The sequence below is a fragment of the Streptomyces sp. NPDC006335 genome (assembly GCF_040612795.1).
Taxonomy (GTDB): domain Bacteria; phylum Actinomycetota; class Actinomycetes; order Streptomycetales; family Streptomycetaceae; genus Streptomyces.
The window spans coordinates 602,705-617,324 of sequence record NZ_JBEXQX010000001.1; the positions used below are offsets into that span (position 1 = coordinate 602,705).

A 14,620-nucleotide genomic window follows, 5' to 3' on the forward strand; every position below is an offset into this window, starting at 1 on the left:
CGTGACCGACGACGCCCCTGAACCCCCTTCCGGCCTGCGCGCGATGCTCCCGGACCTCGCCCCCTGGCGGGCCTCCCGAGATTTCCGGCGGCTGTGGTACTCGGGGCTGATCTCGAACTTCGGCAGTTTCCTCACCTTCGTGGCCCTGCCGGTGCAGCTCAAGGACCTGACGGACTCGGCCGCGGCGGTGGGCGCGATCGGGGCCGTCGAGCTGATCCCGCTCCTCGTCTTCGGCCTGTACGGCGGCGCGCTCGCGGACGCCTGGGACAAGCGGAAGCTGATCCTGTGGACGGAGGTGGGACAGGGCCTGCTGAGCGCGGCCCTGCTGCTCAACGCGCTGCTGCCACACCCCGCCGTCTGGCCGCTGTACGTCGTCGCCGCCCTGTCCTCCGCCCTGGTCTCGGTGCAGCGCCCCGCGCTCGACTCGCTCTGGCCCCGGATCGTGGCCCACGACCACCTCCCGGCGGCGGCCTCGCTGAACTCCTTCCGCTGGACGGTCGGCGGGGTCGCGGGCCCGGCGCTGGCCGGCGTGGTGGTGGCCTACGCGGGCCTCGGCTGGGCGTACGGCGCGGACCTGCTGACCTTCGCCGTCTCCGTCGTCCTCGTCCTGCGGATCGCGGCCTCCCCCGCCTCCCACGAGGCGGCCAAGCCGTCGCTGAAGGCCATCGTGGAGGGCGCGCGGTACGCCTGGAGCCGCAAGGAGCTGCTCGGCACCTACGCCGTCGACCTCGCCGCGATGTTCCTGGCGATGCCGCTGGCCCTGCTGCCGTTCCTCGCGGACGAGCTGGACGCGCGGTGGTCGCTGGGCCTGATGTACGCGAGCGTCCCGCTCGGCGCGCTGCTGGTGAGCCTCACCAGCGGCTGGACGTCCCGGATCCACCGGCACGGCCGGATGGTGGTGCTGTCGGCGGCCCTGTGGGGTCTGGCGATCGCGGCCGCCGGGGTCATGGACGACGTATGGCTGGTGCTGCTGTTCCTGACCGTGGCCGGGGGGTGCGACATGGTCAGCGGGATCTTCCGCGGCACCATGTGGAACCAGACGATCCCGGACGAGCTGCGCGGGCGGCTCGCCGGGATCGAACTGCTGTCGTACTCGGTCGGCCCGACCGTGGGCCAGGTCAGGGCCGGTGGTTTCGCGGCGTGGTGGGGCGTGCGGACGTCGGTCTGGTCGGGCGGCCTGCTGTGTGCGGGCGCCGTGGGCCTGCTGGCCCTGTGCCTGCCGAGGCTGATGTCGTACGACGTCCGGACGAACGAGCACGCGACGCGGCTGCGCGAGCAACGCGCGGCAGCCGCGCCGGCCCCCGTGGAGACGTGATCGACACAGACGTGATCAGCTGTCTTCGCTGCTCGCGGGGGCGTCGTGCCACTTGGGGTCGTTCTCCCACTCGAGGTTGCGCTCGCGGGCCGTCTCCATCGCCTGCTCCGCTTCCTTCCGGCTCGCGTACGGCCCGAAGCGGTCCTTGGCCGGGCACTCGGGCCCTTCCTCGACCTTCTTGTGCTCCAGGCAGTAGTACCACTCGCCCGGTTTGCCGACCGTGCGCTTCTTGAACAAGGGCATGACCTGCTCCTCTCGCCACCGTCATGTTCCCCCATCGCCGCTGGATAGACTCGTCGGCATGTCTGGCCAGTCGCTGCTCGTGCCCGGGGAACTGTCCCCCACCCGTTCCGTGCCCGGAAACATCCGGCGTCCCGAGTACGTCGGCAAGCCCGCGCCGACGCCGTACACCGGCCCGGAGGTGCAGACCCCGGAGACCGTGGAGGCGATGCGGATCGCCGGCCGTATCGCGGCCCGGGCGATGGCGGAGGCGGCGAAGCTGATCGCTCCCGGGGTGACCACGGACGAACTGGACAAGGTGGCGCACGAGTACATGTGCGACCACGGCGCCTACCCGTCGACGCTCGGCTACCGGGGTTTCCCGAAGTCGCTGTGCACGAGCGTCAACGAGGTGATCTGCCACGGCATCCCGGACTCCACCGTGCTGCGGGACGGCGACATCGTCAACCTCGACGTGACGGCGTACATCGGCGGGGTGCACGGCGACAACAACGCGACGTACCTGGTGGGCGACGTCGACGAGGAGAGCCGGCTGCTGGTCGAGCGGACCCGGGAGTCCCTGGACCGCGCGATCAAGGCGGTCAAGCCGGGCCGTCAGATCAACATCATCGGCCGCGTGATCGAGTCGTACGCCAAGCGCTTCGGCTACGGAGTCGTCCGGGACTTCACGGGCCACGGCATCAACTCCTCCTTCCACAGCGGCCTGATCATCCCGCACTACGACAGCCCGCACGCCACGACGGTGATCCAGCCCGGCATGACGTTCACGATCGAGCCGATGCTGACGCTCGGGACGCACGAGTACGACATGTGGGACGACGGCTGGACGGTCGTCACCAAGGACCGCAAGCGGACGGCCCAGTTCGAGCACACGCTGGTGGTGACGGAGACGGGAGCGGAGATCCTCACGCTGCCGTAGCGAACCCGGGACCCGTCCCCTGGGGCGTTGGAGACCGGGGTCGAGAAGCCGGCGTCCGACCCGGTGGCGGGCCCCTTCGTCCGGCCCGAGCTGTTCCGGCTGCGGGCACTGGAGCGGGACCTGGCGCACCTGAGGGGACCCGAGTGGCGGGCGCACCTGTCCGCGCTCCCGGCCACGCGGGCGTACGCGGACCGGGTGCGCGCCTGCGCGGAGTCCTGGCCGGCCGGATACATCGCGCACCACTACACGCGCTACCTGGGCGACCTCTCCGGCGGCCAGATCATCCGCGACAGGGCGGAGAGGACCTGGGGCTTCGAGAAGAAGGGCGACGGCGTGCGCTTCTCCGTCTTCGAGGAGATCCCCAACCCCGCCGCGTTCAAGCGGAGTTACCGGGAGCTGCTGGACGCGGTGCGCGCGGACGACCTGGAGCGGCAGCGGATCGTCGCGGAGTGCAGGCGGGCGTTCGCGCTGAACACCGCGGTGTTCCGGGCCCTGGGTGAGGAGTTCCCGCTGTCGGCGTGAGCCTCAGCGCTCCAGGAAGACCCGACCGCCGATCTCCACCCAGTCCCCCGGCTGAGGGGCGGTGAGGATCTGGGAGCCGGCGCCCTGGACGATGTTCAGGGCACGTCCGAGTGCGGCGGTGAGCTGGATCGCCGCGGCGCCGGTCGCCTCGTCCTCCTCGACTCCGTCACCCCGGCCGGGAAAGCCACGGGCCCTGATCCGCCCGGCGGCCTCGTCCTCCCACGCCCAGGCGTAGATCCACTCCCCCGGCGCCGGGACGGCCAGATCGTCCACCTCGGCGGCGGTGCCGTACTGGCGGAACGTCCGCGGTGCCGCCCACTCGGCCCGCGCCTCGATCCAACTGAACTCCCCGTCGAGCCGGGTACCGACGACTCCGGCGGGCGTGACGAGCTCGGGCACGTCGAGCAGCCAGGCGGCCCCGACGCACGGGTATCCGGCGAAGGCCAGCCGCGTGGAGGGGGTGTAGATGTCGATGACGCCCCGCTCGGGATCGTCGACGAACACGGTCTCGCTGAACCCGAGTTTCGCGGCGAACGCCTGTCGTTCGTCCCGGTCCGGCAGCACGGACCCCTCACGGACGACTCCCAGCTCATTGCCGTAGCCGCCGTTCGGCGCACAGAAGACGCGCAGCACGTCGTAGTCAGTCACGGGGGAATTGAAGCATCCGCGAGGAAGCGCCACGGAATCCGCGGGGCGGCTGCCGACGATCACCGGGCCGGTGTGGGTTCAGGGCGGCGAGTTGGCCGGGGCCCGCCGGGTCGGGGCCGTGGAACGTACGGCCCCCGCGGATCGTGGCCGCGGTGCGCATCGGGCGTCGACGGGGTGTACGGGGGCGATGCATCGGGGCGGTCCAGTCGATCTCTCGGGCGGGACGGCTCGGGACGTGGACGCTGCCGACGGTAGCCATCGGCGTCGCCGGGCCCGGGGTGGACCGGCGCGGCGTTGTCCGTGTACGCGATGACCGGGCCGGGTTGCCTCCGGCCGGACGGGGCGGGCGCCTGGGCCGGTTGCCGTGCGCGCCGACGGCGGCGACCGTGCCGTAGCCGACGCCATGGCCGCCGCCGAGGCGACCCCCTTCGCCGCCGGCGAGCGTGCGCCCCTGCCGCCGCGCTACGGGTCTGCCGGGAAGGGCGCACGCCGGTGACGCGGTGGTCGTGGTGTCGCACGGTGTCGGGCTGGCAGCCGCCCGCGCGCGCCGGGTCGCGATCCTGTGCGCCGGTGGTGTCCATGCCGAAGGTCCGCGGGCGGGATCCTCGGCGGCGGGCCGCCCTCACAGGTCCATGACCAGCCGATCGAAGCGCCGCCACACCCCCGCACCGGCGCCCCGCTCGCGCCCCCGAACGGAACCTTTGAACTTCCCTTGACCCTCCCTTGGTGTCTGTTTTGAGCCATCACGCGGTATCACTCAGGTAAGCCTCAGATAAGTTAGGCCAGCCTCACCAATATATGTGACACCCGTCACGTGATGTTCAAGCCAGCACCAGGAGCCCGCATGCGAGCCGCCAGACTGTCCGTCGTCACCGCCACCGCCGTGGCGGCCCTGACCGCCGTCACGGGCTGCACGGAGAAGGGAAGCTCCGGCGACAGCGAGCGCGTGATCGACGTGACCGCCACGGACAGCAAGTGCGAGGTCTCCAAGAAGGAGTTCCCGGCCGGCCACGTGGAGCTCGCGATCGAGAACAAGGGCTCCAAGGTCACCGAGGTCTACGTCCTGTTCCCGGACGACCGGATCGTCACCGAACGGGAGAACATCGGCCCCGGCACCAAGCAGAAGGTCACCGCCGAGGTGAAGGCCGGCACCTACACGATCGCCTGCAAGCCCGGCATGAAGGGCGACGGCATCCGCCAGGAGGTCAAGGCCACCGGCGGGACCGCGGCCAAGCGCGACCCGCGGCTGGACGCGGCCGTCGCCGCGTACCGCAAGTACGCGCAGGAGCAGGCCGACGCGACCCTGCCGCTGGCGAAGACCTTCGCCGCCGCGGTCAAGGCCGGTGACCTGGAGGCCGCCAAGAAGGCCTACGCCCCCTCCCGCATCGGCTGGGAGCGCACCGAGCCGGTCGCGGAGTCCTTCGGCGACATCGACCCGAAGGTCGACGTCCGGGCCGACGGCCTGGAGGACGGCCAGAAGTGGACCGGCTGGCACCGCCTGGAGAAGTCCCTCTGGCAGGACAAGAAGATCACCGCCGAGGACAAGACCCTCGCCGACCAGCTCATCACCGACCTCACCGACTGGCAGAACCGCGTCGGCAAGGCGGACATCACCCCGACCTCCATGGCCAACGGCGGCAAGGAGCTCCTCGACGAGGTCGCCACCGGCAAGGTCACCGGCGAGGAGGAGCGCTACTCGCACACCGACCTCGTCGACTTCAAGGCCAACGTCGAGGGCGCCGAGAAGTCGTACGAGCTGCTGAAGCCGGTCGCCAAGGAGAACGACGCGGCCCTGGTCACCGAGCTCGACAAGCAGTTCGCGGCGCTGAACACGCTGCTCGACAAGTACCGCGCGGACAAGACGTCGTACGACTTCACCTCCTACGACAAGGTCGGCGACGCCGATCGCAAGAAGCTGTCGGACGGTGTGAACGCGCTCGCGGAGCCGCTGTCCAAGCTCGCCGCCGCCGTCGTCACCAAGTCCTCCTGAGGCCGGGGCCATGACGGACGCAGCACAAGCCTCGACTCCCTCGCGGCGCGCGCTCATCGGCTGGGGCGGGGCCGGGCTCGCGCTCGGTGCCGCCGCGGCCGGTGGCGCGGTCGCGATGACCCGCACCGGGGACGACATCACGCCGACCGCCGCCGACGCGGGTGCCGCCGTGGAGTTCCACGGCGCCCACCAGGCCGGCATCGCCACGCCCGTGCAGGACCGGCTGCACTTCGCCGCGTTCGACGTGACGACCGACGACCGGGCCGAGTTCGTGCGGATGCTCAAGGACTGGACGGCGGCGGCCCGGCGGATGACCGCGGGCAAGGCGGTCGGGGAGGGGGCGTACGGCGGTCTCGCCGAGGCGCCGCCGGACGACACCGGGGAGGCGCTGGGGCTGAAGCCGTCACGGCTGACGCTCACGATCGGCTTCGGCCCGTCCCTGTTCGAGAAGTTCGACCTGGCCGACCGGCGTCCCGAGGCGCTCGTCGACCTCCCCCAGTTCGCCGGGGACAACCTCGACAAGAACCGCAGCGGCGGCGACCTGTGCGTCCAGGCCTGCGCGGACGACCCGCAGGTCGCCGTGCACGCGATCCGCAACCTGGCTCGGATCGGCTTCGGCAAGGTCGTCATCAAGTGGTCCCAGCTCGGCTTCGGCAAGACGTCCTCGACCACGCCCGACGCGCAGACCCCGCGCAACCTCATGGGCTTCAAGGACGGCACCCGCAACATCGCGGGCACGGAGACGGACCGCCTGGAGAAGTTCGTGTGGGCGGACGGCAAGGACGCGGACTGGATGGCCGGCGGCTCCTACCTCGTCGCCCGCCGCATCCGCATGCACATCGAGACCTGGGACCGCACCTCGCTCCAGGAGCAGGAGGACATCTTCGGCCGGGACAAGGGCGAGGGCGCCCCGGTCGGCAAGGCGAAGGAGCGCGACAAGCCGTTCCTGCCGGCGATGAAGCCCGACGCGCACGTCCGGCTCGCGCACCCCGACTCCAACGGCGGGGCGACGATCCTGCGCCGCGGCTACTCCTTCACCGACGGCACGGACGGTCTCGGCCGGCTGGACGCGGGGCTGTTCTTCCTCGCGTACCAGAAGGACGTCCGCGAGGGCTTCATCCGGATCCAGCGCCATCTGTCGACCGACGCGCTCAACGAGTACATCCAGCACGTGGGTTCAGCGGTCTTCGCCGTCCCGCCGGGCGTCCGTGACAAGGACGACTGGTGGGGCAGCACGCTGTTCTCCGAGGAGGCGTAGCCCGTGTTCTCCAACTACCTGATCGGTCTGCGCGAGGGCCTGGAAGCCAGCCTGGTCGTCTGCATCCTCATCGCCTACCTGGTGAAGACGGACCGCCGGGACGCCCTGAAGCCCATCTGGATCGGCATCGGCGTCGCGGTGGCGCTCGCCCTGGGGTTCGGGTGCGCGCTCGAGTTCGGCTCGCAGGAGCTGACGTTCGAGGCGCAGGAGGCGCTCGGCGGTTCACTGTCGGTCATCGCGGTCGGCCTGGTGACGTGGATGGTCTTCTGGATGCGGCGCACCGCCCGGCACCTGAAGTCCGAGCTGCACGGCAAGCTGGACGCCGCTCTCCGGATGGGCACGGGCGCCCTGGTCGCCACCGCGTTCCTGGCCGTCGGCCGGGAGGGCCTGGAGACCTCCCTGTTCGTGTGGACCTCCGTGCACGCGGCCGGTGACGGCACCCCCCGCCCGCTGATCGGGGCGGCCCTGGGCATCCTCACGGCAGTCGTCCTGGGCTGGCTGTTCTACCGCGGCGCCCTGCGCATCAACCTGGCCAGGTTCTTCACCTGGACCGGCGGCATGCTGGTCGTGGTGGCCGCGGGCGTGCTGGCGTACGGCTTCCACGACCTCCAGGAGGCGAACTGGCTGCCGGGCCTGACCGACCGGGCCTTCGACATCAGCGACACCATCCCGCCGGACAGCTGGTACGGCACGCTCCTGAAGGGCGTGTTCAACTTCCAGCCGGACCCGACCGTCCTTCAGGTCACGGTGTGGCTGCTGTACTTGATCCCGACGCTCGCGCTCTTCCTCGCCCCGGTAGGGTTCGCCTCCGGGAAGGGGAAGGTGAAGGCACCTGATGAGCAGGGATCGCGGCCCTCGAAGGCTCCGCAGGCTTGACCGGAGCGCACTGATAGCAGCCTCCGTGACCGCTTTGTCGTTGACGGCGAGCGGATGCGTGGTGGTGCACGGCGAGCGGGAGGTGCTTCCCGCGACCACGAAGGCGGAGGCCGCCAAGGCGCTCCAGCAGTTCACGGACGCGTACAACGCGGCGGACAAGGCCTACGACAGCTCGCTGGACTCCGCCCATGTCACCGGCGCGCTCGGGGCCATCGACGCGGCGCGGCTGAAGGCCGGCAAGGTCAACAGCCCGAGCGGCAACGCCTCGCACACTCCGCTGAAGCTGTCGGACGTGACGTACACCATCCCGAAGAAGGCGGGCTGGCCGCGCTGGTTCGTCGCCGACGCGGCCGGCAACAAGGGCGGCACCGCGCGCTGGCTGCTGGTGTTCACCCGCGACGGCATGGACGAGCCGTTCCAGGTGGCCTATCTGACGCTGGTGGCCGAGGGCAAGGTGCCGGAGTTCAAGAAGGACGCGGACGGCTGGGCCGAGGCCGTCCCGGCGGACTCGACCGGCCTGGCCGCCCAGCCCGGGGACCTGAGCAAGACGTACACGAACTATCTGAAGAACGGCGGGGACGTCTTCGCGGACGGCACGCACACCAGCGGGTGGCGGGCGGAGCGGGCGAAGAGCGCCATCAGGCCGGGGCTGGCCACCCAGTACATCGACGCGCCGCTCTCGAACGACGCCTACGCGCCGCTGGCGTTGCGCACCCAGGACGGCGGGGCGCTGGTGTTCTTCGCCACGCACCACTACGTGAAGGAGACCGCCCACTCCGGTACGTCGGTCCCCAATCCCGGTGACGCCGTGCTCGCGCTGACGACCGGTGAGATCAAGCAGTCGCTGATGATGGAGTTCGTGTCCAACGAGGTGGCGATCGATCCGGCGAAGAGCGCGGGCGACCAGCGGGTCGACGTGATCGGGCGGATCCAGGGACTGACGTCCGCGCAGGGCTCGTAGGCGCCCGGCCGCGGACGGTCCGCTACCGGCGCAGGGGCCAGGCCGCGTTCGTGTGGTCCGGCTCCTCGCCCACGTGGCGGGCACAGACGTCGGTGAGGACCTCGAGGAGGCTCAACGGGTCGGGCAGCGGGTGTTCGAGGCCGCGGACCCAGTGCACGGCCTGGTCGCCGGGCAGTCGGGCGGGCGGTACGAGGACGTAGGAGCCGCGGCAGTGCCAGCGCAGGCCGGGGTGTTCGTCCGCCGTCTCGGGGTGGCAGTCCAGTTCGCACGGCCACCACTCGTCCTCGTCCTCGGGGGTGCCGCGGGTGAGGGTGAAGAAGAGGAGCCGCCCGTCGTCGCTCTCGGCGACCGGGCCGACCTCGATGCCGGAGGCCAGGAGCCGCTCCAGGGCCTCCCGGCCGGCCTCCAGGGGGACGTCGAGGACGTCGTGGACCATGCCGGTCGCGGTGATGAAGTTGGCCTGCGGCTGGTTCCGGGCCCAGCGCTCGATCTGGGCGCGGTCGGTGGTCGACTGGGTCTGCCAGGCGAAGGACACGGGGTGCCGGGCGGGCGTGGGACAGCCGACCCGGTCGCAGGAACACCGGTATCCGGGGGCGGGGTGCGCGGCGGGCGCCAGCGGCAGCCCTGCCTCGGCGGCGGCCAGCAGCAGGGCCTCACGACCGCCTTCGTCCGCGGCGGCGGCCTCCTTGGGCCTGCGTCCGCGCAGCCACTGGGAGAGTTTGCCCTGCAGACCGGTCCGGCCCTCCGACTCCGCGCTCATCTACCACCCTCGCCTCGCTGTCGTGCGGAACAGCATGCCTCATGGTCCCACCTTCCGATGCTCCGGGGGGCCCTGAGTGGATATGAGGGGTTGGGGAACAATGCCCGTCGGCCTGCGTGTCGACCGTGCCCGTCGGCCGCGTACGGCTCAGCGGGGTGCGATGCCGTGGAGGGCGTAGTCGACGAGGGTGTCGGTGTAGTCGTAGCTGATCGGGCCGGTGTACTGGAGCCAGCGCTGGGCGAGGGGCGAGACCCACAGTTCGAGGGCGATGCGCGGGTCGATCTCGGGGCGCACCTGGCCGGCCTCCTGGGCGGCGCGCACCCGGTCGACGTAGAGCTGGAGCGAGGGTTCGAGGAGTTTGGTCATGAAGGCCCGGCCGACCTCCTCGTTGACGACGCCCTCGGCGGCCAGGGCGCGGGAGGGGGCCTCGAAGCGGGGGTCCTTGAGCTGATCCACGGTGAGCCGCAGGACGGCCTTGAGGTCGGCGGCGAGGTCACCGGTGTCCGGGATGGCGTACGCCGCCTCGGGGTCGGCTTCCCGTGCGGCCTGCTCGCTCAGGTCGAGGAACGCCTCCATCAGCACCTCCGCCTTCGACGACCACCAGCGGTAGATCGTCTGCTTGCCGACACCTGCGCGGGCGGCGATCCCCTCGATCGTGGTCCTGGGGTAGCCGACCTCGGCGACGAGGTCGAGGGCGGCGTCGTAGATGGCGCGGCGGGACCTCTCGCTGCGACGGGTGGTGTCGGGGGCGGGCTGCTTGGAGTTCTGGGTGGCCATGGGGCGAACCTACCAGGTTGACAAGACGGTGCGTCTCGCCGGAGAGTGGAGGGGTCGAGCGAGACGATACGTCTCGTCAAGTTAAGAAGTGAGCGAAGGAGACGGTCATGGCACGAGGTGGATCGGGCGGCATGCTCGGAGTCGGCGGGACCCGCAGCAACATCGGCCGCAAGGCGCTGCGCGGCGGCGACCGCGACAACCGGATCGGCGGCACGCGGGACCCGCAGGCCCACAAGCGCGAGCTGCTGCGCAAGCTCCAGGAGAAGCGAGAGGGGGGAAGTGAGAAGCGGGAGGCGGACGCGGCAGGCGGAGCCGGGACGTGACCGGAGCCGCCGCCGGTCGGATCCAGTGATCCTCTCTAGCGATCCTCCGGGGGCCAGCCGTCGCCCCACGACGCGTCCCTGGCCGCCTTGTACAGGTCGCCGTGCCGCTTGGTGACCGTGCGGCGGCTCAGCCGTTCGTCGGGCTCGCAGAGGTCGAGGAGGACCTGGCCCTTGCGGATCTGGGGGCGGCGGATCACCCGGGAGGCCGCCGGGGTGGCGGGGAGGCGGGTCGCGGCGACGTAGCTGAACTTCTCGTCCTCGTACGGCAGTGAGCCGCCCTTGACCCGTCGGTGGAGCGAGGAGCGGCTGACCCTTGCCGAGAAGTGGCACCAGTCCTCGCCGGGGGCGATCGGGCAGGCGGCGCTGTGCGGGCAGGGCGCGGCGACGCGGAAACCGGCGGTGACGAGACGGTCGCGGGCCTCGATGACGCGGGCGTACCCGGCGGGTGTCCCGGCCTCGACGATCACGACCGCCCGCGCGGACGCCGCAGCGGTGTCCACGAGGGCGGTGCGGTCGGCGGGGGTGAGTTCGTTGAGGACGTACGAGACGGTGAGCAGGTCCGTCGCCGGCAGAGCGAGGTCCTCGCCGATCCTGGCGCGCTGCCAGCGGGCGCCCTTGAGGGCCGGGTTGGCGGCGGCGATCTCGCGGCCCAGGGCGAGCGCGGGGTCGGACCAGTCGAGGACGGTGACCGCCCGGTCGCCCGGCCAGGTGGCGGTGACGGCCCAGGTCGCGGCGCCGGTGCCGCCGCCGACGTCGGTGTGGTCGGCGGGGGTCCAGTCCGGGACGGCCTCGGCGAAGGCCTCCAGCGCCGCGCGGACCGCCTCGAACGTGGCGGGCATGCGGTAGGCGGCGTAGGCGGCCACGTCCGCGCGGTCGCGCAGGATGGGGGCGTCGGTGGGGGTGGTTCCGCGGTAGTTGGCGATCAGGCGGTCCACCGCCCGGCCGGCCTGCTTCGGGGGGAGGCCGTCGAGGAGGGTCGCGAGAGCGGTACGGAGGGTCTCGGACGGGGGTGCGGGGGCGGTCACCCGGTGATTCTAGGGGCGGGGGGTGTGGGGGCGGTCACCCGGTGATTCCAGGGGCGGGGGGCGCGGGGCCCGTCACACGGTGGCTCCAGGCACGCGCGGCGCGGGGGCAGCCACCCGGCGACTCCAGGCACGGGCCGCGCGGGGGCAGCCACCCGGCGACTCCAGGCACGGGCCGCGCGGGGGCAGCCACCCGGCGACTCCAGGCAGGCGCGGTGTGGGGGCAGCCACCCGGTGACTCCAGGCGCGGGGGTGCGGGGGCGGTCACCCGGTGACTCCAGGGGCGGGGGGGTATGGGGGCGGTCACCCCGCGATTCCAGGCACGGGCGGCGCGGGGGCAACCACCCGGCGACTCCAGGCACGGGCCGCGCGGGGCCGGCCACCCGGTAATTCCGGGGGCGGGCGGCGCGGGGCCGGGCCCGGTGCCTCCAGGGGCGGAAGGTGTTGGGGCGGGTCTCGCCTGTGTCCTTGCCGCTGCCTCCCCGCCCGTTCTGAAAGAACTCACGCTCCCCGCACCGCCCGCGCCACCCGCGTGGCCACCGCCGCCCTCGGGCGGTTGTCCGGTGGGCGTCTCCTCGGGTGCACCGTGTTGGCCAGCAGCACCACGAACGTGTCGGTCGCCGGGTCCATGACCAGGGACGTGCCCGTGAACCCTGTGTGGCCGGCCGCTCCCCGCCCCGCCAGCTCCCCCATGAACCACTTCTGGTCGATGGCGAACCCCAGCCCGGGCGGGGTCAGCAGCAGCTCCACGAAGTCCGGGCCGAGGATGCGGGCGGGGCCGTACGCGCCGCCCGCCAGCAGGGCCCGGCAGAAGACCGCGAGGTCGCGCGCGGTCGAGAAGAGGCCCGCGTGGCCCGCCACCCCGCCCAGCGCCCACGCGTTCTCGTCGTGGACCACCCCCCGCAGCATCCCGCGGTCCGCCTTGGCCCACGGCCGACGCTGGTCCTCCGTGGCCGCCGCCCCCGGGCAGGGACCGAAACGGGTGGACGTCATCCCGAGGGGGCGGGTGATGCCGTCGTGGACGAGGACGTCGAGGGGGCGGCCGGTGATGCGTTCGAGGACCTGCTGGAGGAGAAGCGGGTTGAGGTCGGAGTACGTGTAGGTGCCGGGGACCCCGATGGGCGGCTCGGCGCGCAGCAGGTTCAGGCGGTCCTCGTCGTCGTCGCAGTCGTGGAGAGGCAGTTCCGGGCGCAGTCCCGAGGTGTGGGTGAGCAGTTCGCGGACGGTGATGCCGTGGGTCACGGCCGCCGTGAAGTCGGGCAGGTACGCGCCCACCCGGGCGTCGATGCCCAGCGTGCCGCGCTCGATCTGCTGCACCGCCGCCACGGCCGTGAACAGCTTGGTGAGGGACGCCAGGTCGAAGGGGGTGTCCACGCGGACGGGGACGCGCGCCGCCACGGGCAGCTCCACGCCCGCGTCGGCCTCGGGGTCGTAGGACGCGTAGCGGACGGCCCAGCCCGACGCCTCCTCCACGGCGATCACCGGGCCGCGCCCGGCGACCAGGACGGCGCCGGGGGCCCAGGGGCGCTCGCCGGTGGTGAGGGCGTGGAACTCCCGGACGAGGTGCCGGAGCTCCTCGGGGTCGAGTCCGGCCCGTTCCGGTGTGTCGGTGCGCAGTCTCGGTGCGCTCAGCTCCCTGCTCCCTCCGCGGTCGCACGCTTGTTCCAAGGACGGCACATTGCCATGAAACACACGAGCGCTACCAGTGCGGCCGCCAGCTGGACGACCGCCATCGGGACCGCCGTGTGCTCTCCGGCCATCCCGACCAGCGGGGAGGCGACCGCGCCGATGAGGAAGGAGGACGTGCCGAGCAGCGCGGACGCGGACCCGGCGGAGTGCTTGGTGCGCAGCAGGGCGAGGGACTGGGCGTTGGGCAGGGTGACGCCCATCGCGGACATCAGGACGAAGAGGCCGGCGGCGACGGGGAACAGGCCCACCTCGCCGAAGACGCCGGCCGTCATCAGCAGCAGGGCCGCGGCCGCCGCCGTCACGACGAGCAGGCCCACGCCCAGGACCCGGTCCAGGCCGACCCGGCCCACCAGCACCTTGCCGTTGATCTGGCCGACCACGACCAGGCCGACCGAGTTCACGCCGAACAGCAGGCTGAACGTCTGCGGGGAGGCGCCGTAGATCTCCTGGACCACGAACGGGGACGCCGAGATATAGGCGAACAGCGCGGCGAAGGCGAAGCCGCCGGTGAGCATGTAGCCGGTGAACGGCAGGTCGGCGAGGAGGCGGCGCATGGAGTGCAGGGCGTCGACGACACCGCCGGTGTGCCGCTCGGCCACCGGGAGGGTCTCGGGCAGCCTCGCCCACACCAGGGCGGCGAGCAGCGCCCCGATGACCGTCAGGACCACGAACACGCCCCGCCAGTCCGTCACCCGCAGGATCTGCCCGCCGATCAGCGGCGCCACGATGGGCGCGACCCCGCCGATCAGCATGAGGGTGGAGAAGAACCGGGCCATCGCGACCCCGTCGTACAGGTCCCGGACCACCGCCCGGGCGATCACTATGCCCGCCGCGCCCGCGAGACCCTGCACCAGCCGGAAGCCGACCAGGAACTCCACGGTCGGCGCGAGGGCGCACAGCGCGGTGGCGACGACGTAGACGAGGAGGCCGGCGAGCAGCGGGCGCCTGCGGCCCCAGCGGTCGCTCATCGGGCCGACCACCAGTTGCCCGAGCGCCATGCCGAGCAGACAGGCGGTGAGGGTGAGCTGGACGGTGGCGGCGGGCGCGCTCAGGGAGTCGGTCACCTCCGGCAGCGACGGCAGGTACATGTCCATCGCGAGCGGGGGCGTGGCGGTGAGCCCACCGAGGAGCAGGGTGACGAGCAGGCCGGTGCGGCGCACGGCCGCGGCCGGTCGTTCCGTGTCCGGTACGTCCACCCTCTCGACATGCCCCCGCTGCTCAAGGTGCCCCTGCTCGGGCATGTGCCCCTCCCTCTCCACGTGATCCGACACCTATGCTCTCAGCTCGTACAGGGTGGCGAGGGTCAGGTGAGCGAGGGTG

Annotated in this window: 14 protein-coding genes and 1 pseudogene; 8 read left to right on the forward strand and 7 right to left on the reverse strand. The window is 72.1% G+C overall.

All coding sequences use genetic code 11. The annotated features are described in order from the left end of the window. Window positions 1–43: 43 nt before the first annotated feature. On the forward strand, window positions 44–1,315 hold the full coding sequence (locus ABZ098_RS02775) for an MFS transporter (protein ID WP_356587603.1): 1,272 nt from the start codon (window positions 44–46) through the stop codon (window positions 1,313–1,315). 15 nt (window positions 1,316–1,330) lie between these two features. Here ABZ098_RS02775 and ABZ098_RS02780 read toward each other — a convergent pair whose 3' ends face one another. Then, window positions 1,331–1,558, reverse strand: a complete 228-nt coding sequence (locus ABZ098_RS02780; RefSeq protein WP_356586527.1) for a hypothetical protein — start codon at window positions 1,556–1,558, stop codon at window positions 1,331–1,333. Window positions 1,559–1,616: 58 nt separating this feature from the next. Between ABZ098_RS02780 and map the strand changes: the two genes are divergently transcribed. Together map and ABZ098_RS02790 are read left to right on the forward strand one after the other, a co-directional pair. Further along, on the forward strand, window positions 1,617–2,474 hold the full coding sequence (map, locus tag ABZ098_RS02785; RefSeq protein ID WP_356586528.1) for a type I methionyl aminopeptidase: 858 nt from the start codon (window positions 1,617–1,619) through the stop codon (window positions 2,472–2,474). Between the two features lie 24 nt (window positions 2,475–2,498). Further along, window positions 2,499–2,996, forward strand: a pseudogene (locus ABZ098_RS02790) (biliverdin-producing heme oxygenase); the annotation flags it as partial. 3 nt (window positions 2,997–2,999) lie between these two features. On the opposite strand, the gene ABZ098_RS02795 reads toward ABZ098_RS02790, so the two are convergent. Further along, window positions 3,000–3,644, reverse strand: a complete 645-nt coding sequence (locus tag ABZ098_RS02795; RefSeq protein ID WP_356586530.1) for a PhzF family phenazine biosynthesis protein — start codon at window positions 3,642–3,644, stop codon at window positions 3,000–3,002. Between the two features lie 844 nt (window positions 3,645–4,488). Here ABZ098_RS02795 and efeO point away from each other — a divergent pair. From efeO to ABZ098_RS02815, 4 genes are read left to right on the forward strand one after another with little or no spacing between them, the layout of a single operon-like run. After that, the gene (gene efeO / locus ABZ098_RS02800; protein WP_356586532.1) at window positions 4,489–5,634 is read left to right on the forward strand and encodes an iron uptake system protein EfeO; all 1,146 of its coding nucleotides are present in this window, start codon (window positions 4,489–4,491) and stop codon (window positions 5,632–5,634) included. A gap of 10 nt (window positions 5,635–5,644) precedes the next feature. Then, complete coding sequence (efeB, locus tag ABZ098_RS02805) at window positions 5,645–6,892, forward strand: iron uptake transporter deferrochelatase/peroxidase subunit (RefSeq protein WP_356586534.1); 1,248 nt, start codon at window positions 5,645–5,647, stop codon at window positions 6,890–6,892. A gap of 3 nt (window positions 6,893–6,895) precedes the next feature. Then, window positions 6,896–7,768, forward strand: a complete 873-nt coding sequence (efeU, locus tag ABZ098_RS02810; protein ID WP_356586536.1) for an iron uptake transporter permease EfeU — start codon at window positions 6,896–6,898, stop codon at window positions 7,766–7,768. Beyond that, the gene (locus tag ABZ098_RS02815; RefSeq protein ID WP_356586538.1) at window positions 7,728–8,729 is read left to right on the forward strand and encodes a hypothetical protein; all 1,002 of its coding nucleotides are present in this window, start codon (window positions 7,728–7,730) and stop codon (window positions 8,727–8,729) included. The genes efeU and ABZ098_RS02815 overlap by 41 nt, the downstream gene beginning before the upstream one ends. A gap of 22 nt (window positions 8,730–8,751) precedes the next feature. Here the strand turns inward: ABZ098_RS02815 and ABZ098_RS02820 are convergent, their stop codons facing one another. Both ABZ098_RS02820 and ABZ098_RS02825 read right to left on the reverse strand, forming a co-directional pair. Next, window positions 8,752–9,489 carry a bifunctional DNA primase/polymerase gene (locus ABZ098_RS02820; protein WP_356586539.1) on the reverse strand — a complete coding sequence of 246 codons (738 nt, stop codon included), beginning with the start codon at window positions 9,487–9,489 and terminating at the stop codon, window positions 8,752–8,754. 147 nt (window positions 9,490–9,636) lie between these two features. After that, window positions 9,637–10,266 (reverse strand): TetR/AcrR family transcriptional regulator, encoded by a 630-nt coding sequence (locus tag ABZ098_RS02825; RefSeq protein ID WP_356586541.1) that lies wholly within the window; start codon window positions 10,264–10,266, stop codon window positions 9,637–9,639. Between the two features lie 107 nt (window positions 10,267–10,373). Between ABZ098_RS02825 and ABZ098_RS02830 the strand changes: the two genes are divergently transcribed. Beyond that, window positions 10,374–10,589, forward strand: coding sequence for a DUF6243 family protein (locus tag ABZ098_RS02830; protein ID WP_356586542.1), 216 nt, complete (start codon window positions 10,374–10,376; stop codon window positions 10,587–10,589). A 35-nt stretch (window positions 10,590–10,624) separates the two neighbouring features. Here ABZ098_RS02830 and ABZ098_RS02835 read toward each other — a convergent pair whose 3' ends face one another. The 3 genes from ABZ098_RS02835 to ABZ098_RS02845 all read right to left on the reverse strand — a co-directional run bounded on the left by ABZ098_RS02835 (window position 10,625) and on the right by ABZ098_RS02845 (window position 14,541). After that, the gene (locus ABZ098_RS02835) at window positions 10,625–11,614 is read right to left on the reverse strand and encodes a small ribosomal subunit Rsm22 family protein (protein WP_356586544.1); all 990 of its coding nucleotides are present in this window, start codon (window positions 11,612–11,614) and stop codon (window positions 10,625–10,627) included. 498 nt (window positions 11,615–12,112) lie between these two features. Next, complete coding sequence (locus ABZ098_RS02840; RefSeq protein ID WP_356586546.1) at window positions 12,113–13,288, reverse strand: serine hydrolase domain-containing protein; 1,176 nt, start codon at window positions 13,286–13,288, stop codon at window positions 12,113–12,115. Then, complete coding sequence (locus ABZ098_RS02845) at window positions 13,240–14,541, reverse strand: multidrug effflux MFS transporter (protein ID WP_356586548.1); 1,302 nt, start codon at window positions 14,539–14,541, stop codon at window positions 13,240–13,242. Before ABZ098_RS02845 ends, ABZ098_RS02840 begins: the two co-directional genes overlap by 49 nt. Window positions 14,542–14,620 lie beyond the last annotated feature (79 nt).

Bases quoted from the DNA above. Each gene is read 5' to 3' on its own strand.
- ABZ098_RS02830 (WP_356586542.1), top strand. From the start codon at position 10,374: ATGGCACGAGGTGGATCGGGCGGCATGCTCGGAGTCGGCGGGACCCGC.
- map (WP_356586528.1), top strand. From the start codon at position 1,617: ATGTCTGGCCAGTCGCTGCTCGTGCCCGGGGAACTGTCCCCCACCCGT.
- ABZ098_RS02820 (WP_356586539.1), bottom strand. From the start codon at position 9,489: ATGAGCGCGGAGTCGGAGGGCCGGACCGGTCTGCAGGGCAAACTCTCC.
- ABZ098_RS02825 (WP_356586541.1), bottom strand. From the start codon at position 10,266: ATGGCCACCCAGAACTCCAAGCAGCCCGCCCCCGACACCACCCGTCGC.
- ABZ098_RS02815 (WP_356586538.1), top strand. From the start codon at position 7,728: ATGAGCAGGGATCGCGGCCCTCGAAGGCTCCGCAGGCTTGACCGGAGC.
- efeB (WP_356586534.1), top strand. From the start codon at position 5,645: ATGACGGACGCAGCACAAGCCTCGACTCCCTCGCGGCGCGCGCTCATC.
- ABZ098_RS02780 (WP_356586527.1), bottom strand. From the start codon at position 1,558: ATGCCCTTGTTCAAGAAGCGCACGGTCGGCAAACCGGGCGAGTGGTAC.
- ABZ098_RS02775 (WP_356587603.1), top strand. From the start codon at position 44: ATGCTCCCGGACCTCGCCCCCTGGCGGGCCTCCCGAGATTTCCGGCGG.
- ABZ098_RS02845 (WP_356586548.1), bottom strand. From the start codon at position 14,541: ATGCCCGAGCAGGGGCACCTTGAGCAGCGGGGGCATGTCGAGAGGGTG.
- efeO (WP_356586532.1), top strand. From the start codon at position 4,489: ATGCGAGCCGCCAGACTGTCCGTCGTCACCGCCACCGCCGTGGCGGCC.